The 13902-nt window shown below is 66.9% G+C and carries 12 protein-coding genes and 3 tRNA genes; 11 read left to right on the top strand and 4 right to left on the bottom strand.

Features of this window, described 5'->3' with window-relative positions; translation table 11 throughout:
- The first annotated feature begins 57 nt into the window (after nt 1–57).
- The 8 genes from clpP to ACFOPO_RS13310 all read left to right on the top strand — a co-directional run bounded on the left by clpP (nt 58) and on the right by ACFOPO_RS13310 (nt 7917).
- Nucleotides 58–684 carry an ATP-dependent Clp endopeptidase proteolytic subunit ClpP gene (clpP, locus tag ACFOPO_RS13345; protein ID WP_386703684.1) on the top strand — a complete coding sequence of 209 codons (627 nt, stop codon included), beginning with the start codon at nt 58–60 and terminating at the stop codon, nt 682–684.
- 185 nt (nt 685–869) lie between these two features.
- The gene (clpX, locus tag ACFOPO_RS13340) at nt 870–2159 is read left to right on the top strand and encodes an ATP-dependent Clp protease ATP-binding subunit ClpX (protein ID WP_386703683.1); all 1290 of its coding nucleotides are present in this window, start codon (nt 870–872) and stop codon (nt 2157–2159) included.
- Between the two features lie 243 nt (nt 2160–2402).
- A complete protein-coding gene (gene lon, locus ACFOPO_RS13335; protein WP_386703682.1) occupies nt 2403–4835 on the top strand; it encodes an endopeptidase La in 2433 nt (810 codons plus the stop codon).
- A 217-nt stretch (nt 4836–5052) separates the two neighbouring features.
- Entirely contained in the window at nt 5053–5325 is a 273-nt protein-coding gene (locus tag ACFOPO_RS13330) for an HU family DNA-binding protein (RefSeq protein ID WP_158734067.1), read from the top strand.
- 13 nt (nt 5326–5338) lie between these two features.
- A tRNA-Val gene (locus ACFOPO_RS13325) sits at nt 5339–5413 on the top strand.
- 34 nt (nt 5414–5447) lie between these two features.
- Nucleotides 5448–5524: transfer RNA gene (locus tag ACFOPO_RS13320), tRNA-Asp, on the top strand.
- Nucleotides 5525–5602: 78 nt separating this feature from the next.
- A tRNA-Asp gene (locus ACFOPO_RS13315) sits at nt 5603–5679 on the top strand.
- Between the two features lie 258 nt (nt 5680–5937).
- Nucleotides 5938–7917 (top strand): peptidylprolyl isomerase, encoded by a 1980-nt coding sequence (locus tag ACFOPO_RS13310; protein WP_386703680.1) that lies wholly within the window; start codon nt 5938–5940, stop codon nt 7915–7917.
- A gap of 154 nt (nt 7918–8071) precedes the next feature.
- Here ACFOPO_RS13310 and ACFOPO_RS13305 read toward each other — a convergent pair whose 3' ends face one another.
- The 3 genes from ACFOPO_RS13305 to gloB all read right to left on the bottom strand — a co-directional run bounded on the left by ACFOPO_RS13305 (nt 8072) and on the right by gloB (nt 10979).
- Complete coding sequence (locus ACFOPO_RS13305; RefSeq protein WP_386703679.1) at nt 8072–8866, bottom strand: enoyl-ACP reductase; 795 nt, start codon at nt 8864–8866, stop codon at nt 8072–8074.
- Between the two features lie 146 nt (nt 8867–9012).
- Nucleotides 9013–10215, bottom strand: coding sequence for a transglycosylase SLT domain-containing protein (locus tag ACFOPO_RS13300; protein ID WP_386703677.1), 1203 nt, complete (start codon nt 10213–10215; stop codon nt 9013–9015).
- Nucleotides 10212–10979 (bottom strand): hydroxyacylglutathione hydrolase, encoded by a 768-nt coding sequence (gene gloB, locus ACFOPO_RS13295; protein ID WP_386703676.1) that lies wholly within the window; start codon nt 10977–10979, stop codon nt 10212–10214. Before gloB ends, ACFOPO_RS13300 begins: the two co-directional genes overlap by 4 nt.
- A 118-nt stretch (nt 10980–11097) precedes the next feature.
- Between gloB and ACFOPO_RS13290 the strand changes: the two genes are divergently transcribed.
- The 3 genes from ACFOPO_RS13290 (at nt 11098) to dnaQ (ending at nt 13078) form a co-directional block, all read left to right on the top strand.
- On the top strand, nt 11098–11763 hold the full coding sequence (locus ACFOPO_RS13290) for a hypothetical protein (protein ID WP_386703675.1): 666 nt from the start codon (nt 11098–11100) through the stop codon (nt 11761–11763).
- A 30-nt stretch (nt 11764–11793) separates the two neighbouring features.
- Nucleotides 11794–12279: a ribonuclease HI gene (gene rnhA, locus ACFOPO_RS13285; protein ID WP_386703674.1), complete on the top strand. Its 486-nt coding sequence runs from the start codon at nt 11794–11796 to the stop codon at nt 12277–12279.
- A gap of 61 nt (nt 12280–12340) precedes the next feature.
- A complete protein-coding gene (dnaQ, locus tag ACFOPO_RS13280) occupies nt 12341–13078 on the top strand; it encodes a DNA polymerase III subunit epsilon (protein WP_386703673.1) in 738 nt (245 codons plus the stop codon).
- 54 nt (nt 13079–13132) lie between these two features.
- On the opposite strand, the gene ACFOPO_RS13275 is transcribed toward dnaQ, so the two are convergent.
- Complete coding sequence (locus tag ACFOPO_RS13275; protein ID WP_241919898.1) at nt 13133–13837, bottom strand: PP2C family serine/threonine-protein phosphatase; 705 nt, start codon at nt 13835–13837, stop codon at nt 13133–13135.
- Nucleotides 13838–13902: the final 65 nt, after the last annotated feature.

The following is a 13902-nucleotide window of genomic DNA, read 5'->3' as shown; positions in this document are numbered from 1 at the left end:
TTTGACCGTACTACGCTTCCAAGCGCCCAATTCCAGACCCAAGGTGCCGTCGATTCCATGGACAACCTGACCCGAGCTTTGAACCTCGTCCCGATGGTGGTCGAACAGACCAGCCGCGGCGAGCGCGCCTACGACATCTACTCGCGCCTGCTCAAGGAGCGCGTGATCTTCCTCGTCGGCGGCGTCGACGACCATGTCGCCAACGTGATCGTGGCGCAGATGCTGTTCCTCGAGGCCGAAAACCCCGAGAAGGACATCAGCCTGTACATCAACTCGCCCGGTGGCGTGGTCACCGCCGGCCTGGCGATCTACGACACCATGCAGTACATCAAGCCGGACGTGAGCACCATCTGCGTCGGCCAGGCCGCCTCGATGGGCGCGCTGCTGCTGGCCGCCGGTGCCAAGGGCAAGCGCTACGCGCTGCCGAACTCGCGCGTGATGATCCACCAGCCGCTGGGCGGCTTCCAGGGCCAGGCCACGGACATCGACATCCACGCCCGCGAGATCCTGACCCTGCGCCAGCGCCTCAACGAGATCCTCGCCAAGCACACCGGCCAGGCCCTCGAGACGATCGCGCGCGACACCGAGCGCGACAACTTCAAGAGCGCCGAGGCCGCCCGCGAGTACGGTCTGGTTGACCAGGTGCTGGAACGGCGCCCGGAAGACTCGATCCAGACCGCCTGAGACGCCCCCCTGAGTCCGTCCAGGTCCTTGATCCAGCAACCATTTAGGCCAACGAGCCGGCCCGCGAAGCGGGCCGGAGCGCTGTGTTATTCTCGGGCCGTAGCACCTGAACGCGTCCAGCATTGGACGGGTTCCGGCTCGAGCACCACCAAAAGCACCACCAAAAGCAACACTTGGGCACAAGCATGAGCGACGACCGACAGGGCCGCAGCACCGGCGACAGCAACAAGATTCTGTATTGCTCGTTCTGCGGGAAGAGCCAGCACGAGGTCCGCAAACTCATTGCGGGCCCGAGCGTCTTCATTTGCGACGAGTGCGTCGAGCTGTGCAACGACATCATCCGCGAGGAACTCGAGGAGAAGGCGCAGTCGGCCCGCAGCCACCTGCCCAAGCCGCGCGAGATCCTCGAGGTGCTCGACCAGTACGTGATCGGCCAGACGCGCGCCAAGCGCACGCTCGCGGTCGCCGTGTACAACCATTACAAGCGCATCGAGAGCCGTCAGAAGAACGACGACGTCGAGCTCGCCAAGTCCAACATCCTGCTGGTGGGTCCGACCGGTTCGGGCAAGACGCTGCTGGCCGAAACGCTGGCGCGCCTGCTCAACGTGCCGTTCACCATCGCCGATGCGACCACGCTGACCGAAGCCGGCTATGTCGGCGAGGACGTGGAAAACATCATCCAGAAGCTCCTGCAGAAGTGCGACTACGACGTCGAGAAGGCGCAGCAGGGCATCGTCTACATCGACGAAATCGACAAGATCTCGCGCAAGAGCGACAACCCGTCGATCACGCGTGACGTGTCCGGCGAAGGCGTGCAGCAGGCGCTGCTCAAGCTGATCGAAGGCACCGTCGCCAGCGTGCCGCCGCAGGGCGGTCGCAAGCATCCGCAGCAGGAATTCCTGCAGGTCGACACGCGCAACATCCTGTTCGTCGTCGGCGGTGCGTTTGCCGGCCTGGACAAGATCATCCAGCAGCGCAGCACCGAGGCCGGCGGCATCGGCTTCGGCGCCAAGGTCAAGAGCAGTGAGCGCAAGTCCGACATCGGCAAGCTGCTGGCCGACGTCGAGCCGGAAGACCTGATCAAGTTCGGCCTGATCCCCGAGTTCGTCGGCCGCCTGCCGGTGGTCGCCACCCTCGAGGAGCTCGACGAGCCGGCGCTGGTGAAGATCCTCACCGAGCCGAAGAACGCGATCACCAAGCAGTTCAAGAAGCTGTTCGACATGGAAGGCGTGGAACTGGAGTTCCGCCCGGACGCCCTGGCCGCGATCGCCCGCAAGGCGCTCAAGCGCAAGACCGGTGCCCGTGGCCTGCGCACGATCGTCGAGTCGGTGCTGCTCGACACCATGTACGAGCTGCCGTCGCTGGAGAACGTCAGCAAGGTCGTCGTCGACGAGTCGGTGATCGACCACAAGACCGAGCCGTACCTGATCTACCAGACGCCGCCGGCCACTCCCAAGGTCGCTTCCGCCGAGTAAGCGGACGGTCCCTGAGGGGGCCATTCAGGTTCCTCCCGGCCGCTCGGCCGGGAGCTCCGGACAGCGCCCGGAAAATAGCGCTAAATACCTGATTCATAACGATTAATTGTGACCGGCCCGCAGCTTTCCCTGCGTGCCGCTTGCATCCTTTCGCGCGGACCCCCATAACCGTGGCCATGGGCTTCGAAGCCCACCGATCCCTCGGGCGCCGAGCCCGTCCACGCTTATCCGGAGTCCCCCCTCATGACCGACTCACCAGACCGCGAGACGCTGAGCCTGCCGGTACTGCCGCTGCGCGACGTCGTCGTGTTCCCGCACATGGTGATCCCCCTGTTCGTCGGCCGCGACAAGTCGATCCATGCCCTCGACCAGGCGATGGAAGCCGACAAGCGCATCCTGCTGGTTGCGCAGAAGTCCGCTGAAACCGACGACCCGGGCGCGGCCGATCTCTACCAGATCGGCACGCTGGCGCAGGTGCTGCAACTGCTCAAGCTGCCCGACGGCACGATCAAGGTGCTGGTCGAGGGCGTGTCGCGCGTCAACGTGCACGACGTCGTCGAGGCCGGTGGCGCGCTCACCGGCCAGGCCGAAGTCGTCGAGCCGGAGAACGACCGCGAAGAGCGCGAGATCGAAGCGATCGCGCGTTCGCTCATGGGCCTGTTCGAGCAGTACGTAAAGACCAATCGCAAGCTGCCGCCGGAACTGATGCAGACGCTGTCGGGCATCGACGAACCTGGCCGCCTCGCCGACACCATCGCCGCCCACCTGGGCGTGCGCATCGGCGACAAGCAGAAGCTGCTCGAAACGCACGGCATCGGCACGCGCCTTGAAACGCTGGTCGGCCTGGTCGACGGCGAGATCGACGTGCAGCAGCTGGAAAAGCGCATCCGCGGCCGCGTCAAGTCGCAGATGGAGAAGAGCCAGCGCGAGTACTACCTCAACGAGCAGATGAAGGCGATCCAGAAGGAGCTCGGCGAGATCGATGACGCGCCCAACGACATCGACGAGCTGACCCGCAAGATCGCCGAAGCCGGCATGCCCAAGCCGGTGGAAACCAAGGCCAAGGCCGAGCTCAACAAGCTCAAGCAGATGTCGCCGATGTCGGCCGAAGCGGCCGTCGTGCGCAACTACCTCGACTGGCTGCTCGGCGTGCCGTGGAAGAAGCGCAGCAAGATCCGCAAGGACCTCAAGGCCGCGCAGGACGTGCTCGACGCCGACCATTTCGGCCTGGAAAAGGTCAAGGAACGCATCCTTGAGTACCTGGCCGTGCAGTCGCGCGTGAAGCACATGAAGGGCGCGATCCTGTGCCTGGTCGGCCCGCCGGGCGTGGGCAAGACCTCGCTTGGCCAGTCGATCGCCAAGGCGACCAACCGCAAGTTCGTGCGCATGTCGCTCGGCGGCGTGCGCGACGAGGCCGAGATCCGTGGCCATCGCCGCACCTACGTCGGTTCGATGCCGGGCCGCATCGTGCAGAACCTCAACAAGATCGGCAGCAAGAATCCGCTGTTCGTGCTCGACGAGATCGACAAGATGTCGATGGACTTCCGCGGCGATCCGTCGTCGGCGCTGCTGGAAGTGCTCGACCCCGAGCAGAACAACGCCTTCAACGACCACTACCTGGAAGTCGACCTCGACCTGTCGGAAGTGATGTTCGTGGCGACGTCGAACTCGCTGAACATTCCCGGCCCGCTGCTCGACCGCATGGAAGTGATCCGCATCCCGGGTTACACCGAGGAAGAGAAGCTCAACATCGCCATGCGTTACCTGATGCCCAAGCAGATCAAGGCCAATGGCCTGAAGCCTGAGGAGCTGAAGGTGGCCGAAGGCGCGGTGCGCGACATCGTGCGCTACTACACACGCGAGTCGGGCGTGCGCAGCCTCGAGCGCGAGATCGCCAAGATCTGCCGCAAGGTGGTCAAGGAAATCGCGCTCGCCGGACCGAAGCCGAAGAAGGCCAAGACCACGGCGGTCAGCGTCACTTCGAAGAACCTCGACAAGTACCTGGGCGTGCGCCGCTACGACTTCGGTCGCGCCGAGGAGCAGAACGAGATCGGCCTGGTGACCGGCCTGGCCTGGACCGAAGTGGGCGGCGACCTGTTGCAGATCGAGTCGACGCTGGTGCCGGGCAAGGGCCAGTTGCTGCTGACCGGCCAGCTTGGCGACGTCATGAAGGAGTCGGCCTCGGCTGCCCTGTCGGTCGTGCGTGCCCGCACCGATCGCCTCGGCATCGACCTGGATTTCCTGCAGAAGCAGGACGTCCACGTCCATGTGCCCGAGGGCGCCACCCCGAAGGACGGCCCCAGCGCCGGCATCGCCATGGCCACCGCCCTGGTCTCGATGCTGACCCGCAACCCGGTCAAGGCCGACGTGGCCATGACCGGCGAGATCACGCTGCGTGGCCGCGTGCTGCCGATCGGCGGCCTGAAGGAAAAGCTGCTGGCCGCGCTGCGCGGTGGCATCCACACCGTGATCATCCCGGACGAGAACCGCAAGGATCTGGTCGACCTGCCCAAGGCGGTGACGCAGGGCATGAAGATCATTCCGGTGAAGTGGATCGACGAAGTGCTCGACATCGCGCTGGAACGTCCGCTGGCACCCGTGCCGGCATCGGGGCAGGGTGAGGTACCGGTGCGCGACGGCTCGGCCACTGTGACCCAGGCGGACCTCAAGCACTGATCAGTTGCTCGTTTCGATCAACTCGACACGCGACAAGATCACGCTGGAAGCCGCGCCACAGCTAGCTTTCAGGCTTGCACCCCCAAAATGCCGCTGGTATAACGGCTGCGACCGCGCAGATGGCTGACGAATTCAGCATCTGCGCGGCACCAGTCGATCGGGCGCATGTCCCGATTATCAGAACATGCGGCAACATCCGCACAGGGAGTCAAAACGAATGAACAAGGCTGAGTTTGTTGGCGCCGTCGCCGAAGCTGCAGAGCTGTCCAAGACCGATGCCGCCAACGCCGTCGACGCCGTGATCAGCGTCGTCACCAAGGCGCTGAAGAAGGGCGACACGGTGACGCTGGTCGGCTTCGGCACGTTCCAGGTCCGCAAGCGCGCCGCCCGCCAGGGCCGCAACCCGAAGACCGGCGAGACGATCAAGATCAAGGCCTCGAAGAATCCTTCGTTCAAGGCTGGCAAGGCGCTCAAGGATGCCGTAAACTAAGCGACTCGCACTCGGGTGCTTAGCTCAGCGGTAGAGCGTCTCCTTTACACGGAGAGGGTCGGGGGTTCGAAACCCTCAGCACCCACCAAAAAGCCCCAGGCTGTGAACGTTTTCAAAAGTGCGGAGTGGTAGTTCAGTCGGTTAGAATGCTGGCCTGTCACGCCGGAGGTCGCGGGTTCGAGTCCCGTCCACTCCGCCAGTTTCGCCAAAGGCGCCGGGAACGGCGCCTTTGTTTTCCAAAGGGTAAGGGCAGCGTTTTTGCCAGGTTTCAAAGCGCGGAGTGGTAGTTCAGTCGGTTAGAATGCTGGCCTGTCACGCCGGAGGTCGCGGGTTCGAGTCCCGTCCACTCCGCCAGTTTTACCTAGGGCGCCGGCGACGGCGCCCTAATCTTTTGTGAAGCGCCGGCGACGGCGCCCTAATCTTTTGTGAAGCGCCGGCAACGGCGCCTATTCTTTGTATGGAGCGCCTTTGGCGCCCTTTTTTCAAACCGCGCCGGAAACGGCGCGTTTTTTTTGCCCGGCCGCCAGGTAGGGGATCCCCCCGCCGCCGGGCCCCGTTTACAGGCCTCCAAGCACGCTAAACTGTCGGGCTTACGACTGACGCGTGCCGGATATGCTGCAGAAACTTCGCGACAAGACCTCGGGCTGGATCGCCACCGTGATCCTGGGCCTGCTGATCGTTCCCTTCGCCTTCGTCGGCATCGAGCAGTACCTCGGCCAGCGCTCCGACAACTCGGTGGCGAAGATCGACGTGCCGCCGACCTGGTGGCCGTCGGCGCCGTCGTTCTGGCCGGTGTCGGTGTTCTGGCAGCACGACGCCATCGCCATCGACGAATTCCGCCGGGCCTTCGAGCAGGCGCGCCAGCAGCAGCGCGCGCAGCAGGGCGAGGCGTTCGACGCGCGTGCATTCGAAAGCGTCGACAACAAGCGCGCGATCCTGGACGGCCTGATCGATGCACGCGTGCAGCAGTTGTCCGCGCAGCGCGATGGCATCGTCGTCAGCGATGCGATGGTGCGCAAGTCGATCCAGGAAGTCCCCGGGTTCCAGGTCGATGGCAAGTTCGACTACACGCGTTACAAGCTGGCACTGGCCTCGCAGGTGCCGCCGCTGACCGAGCGCCAGTTCGAGCAGCAGGTGCGCGACAGCCTGCAGCAGTCGATGATGACCGTGGGCGTGGCCTCCAGCAATTTCGTCACCGCCGCCGAGATGGACCGCCTGCTGCAGCTGATGGGCGAGCAGCGCGACGTCAGCGTGCTGCCGTTGCCCGCTCCGGTTCCCGACACCGGTGCCGTATCAGCCGCGGAAATCCAGAAGTGGTACGACGGCCATGCCACGCAGTACCGCGCGCCGGAAGCGGTGACGATCGAGTACGTCGAGATCAACAGTGCGACGCTGCCGGCACCGGCACCGGCCGATGAGGCCACGCTGCGCCAGCGCTACGAGCAGGAAAAGAACCGCTTCATCGAAGCCGAGCAGCGCCTGGCCTCGCACATCCTCGTGCGCGTGCCCGAAGGTGCGGACGCGGCCGCGCAGAAGGCCGCCGAGCGGAAGGCGACGCAGCTGGCCGCCCAGGCCAAGGCGCCCGGCGCCGATTTCGCTGCACTGGCCCGCGCCAACAGCGACGACTCCGGCTCGCAGGCCGTCGGCGGCGACCTGGGCTGGGTCAGCAAGGGCATGATGGTCGGTCCGTTCGAGAACGCGTTGTTCGCGATGAAGGCTGGCGAGATCAGCGGCCCGGTCAAGAGCGAGTTCGGCTGGCACGTGATCCAGCTGCGCGAGCTCAAGAGCGGCGCGCAGGAAAGTTTCGAGCAGGTGCGTGATGCCTTGGCGCGCGAGCAGGCCGAGGCCGACCGCGAGCGCGCGACCAGCGAGTTCAGCAGCCGCCTGGTCGACCTGACCTTGAAGAATCCGTCCTCGCTGGCGCCGGCCGCGCGCGAGATGAACATTCCGCTGCAGAAGCTCGGTCCGTTCGCGCGGACGAAGGGCGAGGGCATCGCTGCCAATCCGGCGGTGCTGCGTGCTGCGTTCTCCGACAACCTGATCCAGGACGGGACGATCAGCGATCCGATCGAACTGGCACCGGGCCACAGTGTGCTGATCCGTGTCATTGCGCACACGCCCGAGCGTGCGCTGACGCTGGCGCAGGTGCGTGACCAGGTCATCGCTGCCGTGCGCGCGGACCGCAGTGCCCAGGCGGCGCGCAAGGATGCCGACGCGCTCGTTGCACGCTTGAAGGGTGGTGAGTCGCTCGAGGCCATCGCGGCATCGCGCCAGTTGCCGCCGCCGCAGGTGTTGCCGGGCGTGCCGCGCGGTGCGCCGATTCCGGAGGCCAGTGTGTCGGACGCGATCTTCGCGGTCGCTGCGCCGGCTGCCGGCAAGGTGACGCCGGGTCAGTCGTCGCTGGCGGATGGTCGCGTCGTGTTGTTCGCGGTGAGCAAGGTGACGCCGGGCGATGTGGCGTCGATGCCGGCGCCGCAGCGCGAGATGCTGCAGCAGCAGATTGCCCGCATCGGCGGTACCGATGACATGCGCGCGCTGGTGTCGCAGTTGCGCAAGCGGGTCAAGGTGACGGTGGTCGAGCGCAATCTCTGATCGCCCTGATGGTTGAAGCGAAAAGGCCCGGCAATGCCGGGCCTTCTTGTTGCGGGACCTTTTGCTCGTCATTCCCGCGAAGGCGGGAACCCATGGACGTTGCTCCAAAAAAAAAGCCCGGCATGGCCGGGCTTTCATTTTCATCCGCGACGGATCACTCGTTGCCGATGCCGGTCATGCCCAGGATGTTGTAGCCGGCATCGACGTAGGTGACTTCGCCGGTGACGCCGCTGGCGAGGTCCGAGCACAGGAAGGCGGCGACATTGCCGACGTCTTCGATGGTGACGGTGCGGCGCAGCGGGGCGTTCTCTTCGACGTGGCCGAGGATCTTGCGGAAGCCGGCAATGCCGGCAGCGGCGAGGGTCTTGATCGGGCCGGCGGAGATCGCGTTGACGCGGGTGCCTTCCGGGCCGAGGTTGCAGGCGAGGTAGCGCACCGATGCTTCCAGGCTGGCCTTGGCCACGCCCATCAGGTTGTAGCCGACCAGCGCGCGCTCGGCGCCCAGGTAACTCAGCGTCAGGATCGAGCCGTTGCGGCCCTTCATCAGCGGGCGTGCCGCCTTCGACAGCGCCGACAGCGAGTACGACGAGACGTCGTGGGCGATGGCGAAGTTCTCGCGGGTCAGGCCGTCGAGGAACTGGCCGGCGATGGCTTCGCGCGGGGCGAACGCGATGGCGTGGACGAGGATGTCGAAGCCGTCGCTCCACTGCTGGCCGAGCTGCTCGAAGCAGGCGGCGATCTGTGCGTCATCGCTGACGTCGAGCGGCAGGACGATGTTGCTGCCGTATTCGGCGGCGGCCGACTCCACGCGCGACTTGAGCTTGTCGTTCTGGTAGGTGAACGCCAGCTGCGCGCCCTCGCGGTGCATGGCCTCGGCGATGCCGCTTGCGATCGAGCGCTCGCTGGCGATGCCGGTGATCAGTGCACGCTTGCCTTGCAGAAAACCCATGAGCCGTTCCTTTCTGATGTTGATGACCGCAGCGAGTGAGCCTAGCGCGGTCGAGCAAAGACTCTAGTGTAGCCGCCTGCGGGGGGCGGTTGCCGGGGGCGCCGCACACGGTTTGACGATGCGGCGGCGTAGGGTCGGCAACGCGGTCAGGGCGAGCCGGCTTCGCTCGGGACGCGGTTTCCCTGGCCGTCGTGCGGGTCGATGACCAGCAATTGCCCAGGTTTGAGCACGGCGCTGGCGCCCAGGCCATTGCGCTGCATCAGGTCGGCGACGCGGACGTCGTAGCGCCGCGCGATGGTCGACGCATTCTCGCCGCGCTTGACGGTATGCCGGCGTGACGGCGCGGCCTGGGTGGGCGCCGCCGGGGTGTCGGCGGACGCTGTGGCCGATGCGACCGCATCGACCGGCGCAGGCGCAGCAGGAGCGGCGATCGCTAGCAGGCGGGCGGGGCGGCTGCCGATGCCGTCGGCGTGGACCGGGTTCAGGCGCTTGAGCTGATCGCGGTCCTGGCCGGTCCGGTCCGCCCACTGGTCGATCCGCTTGATCTCCGCCGGCAGCGTCACTGCCTGCAATCGCGGCACCGGCCGGTCGAGCTGGCGCAGCCACTCCTCGCGGTCGTCGGCCTGTTCCATCAGGCACGACAGCGCGTGCAGCTTGCGCACGTAGGCCTGGGTGATGTCGGACAGACCTTCCAGTTGTTCGGGCCTGGCATCGCGCGCGGTCTGGCCGTTGCGCTTGAGCGCGCCGAGCACGCGATACTCGCCAGCGTTGTAAGCCATCACCGTCAGCCGCCAGTCGCCGGCGAACATGCCGTGCAGCGTCTTGAGGTAGCGCACGGCGGCCGCGGTCGAGTCGACCGGCGACAGGCGCCCGTCGTAACCCTTGCGCATCGGCACGTCATGGTTGCGCGCGGTGATGGCGATCATCTGCCACAAGCCGGCCGGTCCGGCGGGGCTGCGCGCGCCGGGGTGGTAGCCGCTCTCGACGAACGGGATCAGCGCGAATTCGGTCGGCAGGTGGGCCTGGCGCAGGGCGTCGACGACGTAGCCGAACAGCGGCAGCAGGTCGTCGTCCGCGGCCAGGCGCTTGGGGGCGGTGGCGAAGTGCTCGCGCCAGCGCTTGGAGACGCCACCGGCCTCGCACTCGGGTTCGGCCAGGCCGCGACGGAAGTCCTCGTAGATTTCGCGGCCGTTGCGGGTCGTCGGGTCGGCCGTGGCGACCGGCGCCTGCAGCGGTTCCTGCCCGGTCTCCCGGGAAGGCAGGGTGTCCTGGGCCGCCGCGGGCAACGCAATTGCGCAGCCCAGCAGGAGTCCGGCGGCCCGCCGGCGCCACGGGTGGGCGCAGGTCACGCGACGAATCCGTCCTTCCAGCGCCGCAACCCGGCGAATGCTTCCACGCTGTCGGCCGGGGCCCGGCCGGTCTGCCGCTGCAGCGCCGCACGCACCTCCGGGTGGTCGACGCGAAGGAACGGATTGGTCGCCAACTCGCTGGCGATGGTGCTGGGGAGGGTCGGTTGACCGGTCTGGCGCATCGTCAGGGCTTCCTCGGTGCGACGCGTCAGCGCCGGGTTTCCGGGTTCTACCACGCGGGCAAAGGCCGCGTTTGAGAGCGTGTACTCATGTCCGCAACAGACCCGCGTTTTACCGGGCAGGGCGGCCAGCCGCGAAAGCGAAACATGCATCTGTGCCGGGGTGCCTTCGAACAGCCGCCCGCAGCCGAGGCTGAACAGGGTATCGCCGCAGAACAGCAGGTCATGGCCGAGGTAAGCGACGTGGCTGAGGGTGTGGCCGGGCAGGGCGATCACCTCGAACTGCCAGCCGGCCACTTCGACCCGGTCGCCGTCGCCGACGCGGGTCGTCGCCGTGGCGATGCGCTCGTCGACCGGGGCGAACACCGGCAGCTGCGGCCAGCGTTCGAGCAGGCCCGGCACGCCGCCGATGTGGTCGTGGTGGTGGTGGGTCAGCAGGATTCCGGCCGGCTGCAGGCCTGCCTCGGCCGCGGCCAGGACCGGTCCGGCTTCGCTCGGGTCGACGATGAGGGCGCGCGAGCCGTCGTCTTCGGCGCAGACCCAGATGTAGTTGTCGCTCAGGGCTGGGAGGGCCTGAAGGCGCATGCGCGATTCCTTGATGCTTGATCGACTGCCGGGAGCTTGCCCGCGGGTAGTGGGAGTGCCGCACAATCGACGGACCCGACCGCGAACCGCTCCCAACCCATCCGAACCGGTCCCGACCATGCCCTCGCGTTCCCACCCCCGTCAACCAGACCCGGCTCATGCGCCGCTCGCCTGGTTCAGCAGCGAGGCCGGGCAGGGGCTGCTGGCGGTGCAGGAGGCGGCGATGGCGCGGGTGCTGGCGTCGCGGCCGCCGGCGGCACCCTGGGCGTGGATCGGGGTCAGCGGGGCGACCGCGCCCGAGATCGCCGAAGGCCGTGGCCTGGCCCTGCGTCGGCATGGCACCGGCTTCCTCGGCGGCGTCAGCTGCCGGTTGCCATTGCCATTCGCCAGCGAGGCCTTCGGCGCGATCCTGATCCAGCATGCCCTCGATGACGGATTTGCCATCGATCTGGTCCTGGACGATTGCGCGCGGATGCTCATGCCGGGCGGCACGCTATGGCTGGCGGCGTTGAATCCGTGGAGTCCGTACCGCGCGCGCTGGGCGCGCACGGGACTGCATGCCCACGACCCGGGCGTCTGGCAGTCGGCGTTGCGGCGAACCGGGTTTGCCGTCGACACGGTCAGCCTGCAATGGCTGGGGCCGCACTGGCGCGTGGCCCATGGCGAAGTCGGCGTCGGTGCGGCCGATCGCTTGCGCGCCGGCATCGCCCTGACCGTCAACAAGCGCGTGCATGCCCTGATCCCGCCGGCGCCGCTGCGCAACCTGCGCTGGAGCCAGGTGTAGGTGGCTGCACAATGCGGCGATAATGCCGCGATGAATGAAGATGAAAGCACCACCGGCGCGCGCAAGCAGGTCGAAATCCACACCGACGGTGCCTGCCTGGGCAATCCGGGTCCCGGCGGCTGGGCCGCGCTGCTGCGCTTCCGCGGTCGCGAACGCGAGGTCGCCGGCGGCGAGTCCGATACCACCAACAACCGCATGGAACTGATGGCGGCGATCATGGCCCTGGAAACGCTCAGCGAGCCGTGCGACGTGATCCTCCACACCGACTCGCAGTACGTGCGCCAGGGCATCACCGAATGGATCGGCAACTGGGTCCGCCGCGGCTGGAAGACCGCCGGCGGCGACCCGGTCAAGAACCGTGACCTGTGGGAGCGCCTGCATGCGGCGGCGCAGCGTCATTCGATTCAGTGGAAATGGGTAAAGGGCCACTCCGGCGACCCCGACAACGAGCGCGTCGACGTGCTCGCGCGCCTGCAGGCGCAGCGCCTGCGCGGCGGTTCGGTGGTGGCGCGCTGATGGCGCCGGTTGCGCGCTGTCGCCGTGCCCGACGAGCGGCTGACGTGTGAGAATGGCGCCGATGCGGCAGATCATCCTTGATACCGAAACCACCGGCCTGAGCTGGGAGCGCGGCAACCGCGTGGTCGAAATCGGCTGCGTGGAATACGTCGAGCGTCGCCCCAGTGGCCGCACCTTCCACGTCTACCTGAAGCCGGACTGCGATTTCGAGCAGGGCGCGCAGGAGGTCACCGGGCTGACCCTGGATTTCCTCGCCGACAAGCCGGTGTTCGCCGACGTAGTGGAAGAGTTCCTCGCCTTCATCGATGGCGCCGAGCTGATCATCCACAACGCCGCCTTCGACGTCGGCTTCCTCGACAACGAACTGCGCCTGGTGGGCTCGCAGTACGGCGGCCTGCGCGAACGCTGCAACGTCGAGGACACCCTGCTGATGGCGCGGCAGCGGTTCCCCGGCCAGCGCAACTCGCTCGATGCACTGTGCAAGCGCCTGGGCGTGGACAACTCGCACCGCCAGCTGCACGGCGCGCTGCTCGACGCCCAGATCCTCGCCGAGGTCTACCTCGCCCTGACGTCGGGCCAGGAAGAGATTGGTTTTGCCAGCGACGCCGCCGGCTCGCAAGTCGAGGTGGTCAGCTTCCGTACCGATCCGGCCGCCGCGCGTCCGCGCGTGCAGGTGTCGGCCGAAGAGCAGGCCGCGCACGAAGCCCGTCTGGAGAAGCTGCGCAAGAAGGCCGGCAAGTGCGTCTGGGACCAGTTCATCGTGGTAGCGGCCGACGAACAGGTCCTGGAACCCGCCTGAGTCTCTCCGCGTAGCCCGGGTAAGCGCAGCGCACCCGGGATCGTCACCCCAACGTCAGTGGTGACGCACCAGGATCACCGTGACATTGTCCGAGCCGCCGCCATCCAGCGCGGCGGCGACCAGCGAGTCCACGCATTCCTGCGCGCTGCAGTCGTCCTGTGCCAGCACCCTGGCGATGCCGCGGTCGTCGACTTCCTCGGTCAGCCCGTCGCTGCACAACAGCAGTTGCATGCCCGGCCGCAGTTCGCCGGTCATGGTCTCGACGTTGAGGTTGCGCGGGTCGGTCACGCCCAGCGCCTGCGTCACCACGTTGCGGTGGGGATGGCTGCGCGCCTGTTCGTGGGTGATCGCGCCGTTGGCGATCAGCTCCTGGACGTAGCTGTGGTCCTGCGACAGCTGCGCCAGGTGGCCTTCGCGCCACAGGTAGACGCGGCTGTCGCCGACCCAGGCGACTTCGAAGCGGTTGCCGGCGATGCGCGCGGCCACCACGGTCGTGCCCATCGGCAGCGCGTCGTTGCGGCGCTTGGAGGTCCGGATGATCTCTTCGTCGGCGATGCGGATGGCCTGCGCCAGCGGCGTGCCGTCGCGGATCTCGCGGACGATGGTCTCGCGCGCCAGCGCGCTGGCGACTTCGCCGTATTCATGCCCGCCCATGCCGTCGGCAACCAGCCACAGACCCAGCTCGCCGTCACCGTAATAGGTGTCTTCGTTGAGTTCCCGGCGCAGGCCAACGTGGGTGAGGTGTCCGAATTCGATCATGCGTCGATGATGCCGTCGCTGTCAGGGTGCTTGATGGCGGATAACGGAATCATCGTGGCCGAGCG

Source organism: Lysobacter sp. GCM10012299, assembly GCF_042649405.1.
In the GTDB taxonomy this organism is placed as follows: Bacteria; Pseudomonadota; Gammaproteobacteria; order Xanthomonadales; family Xanthomonadaceae; genus Lysobacter_J.
The sequence above is the reverse complement of the archived record's forward strand: the minus strand, read 5'-3'. Positions and strand labels throughout refer to the sequence as shown.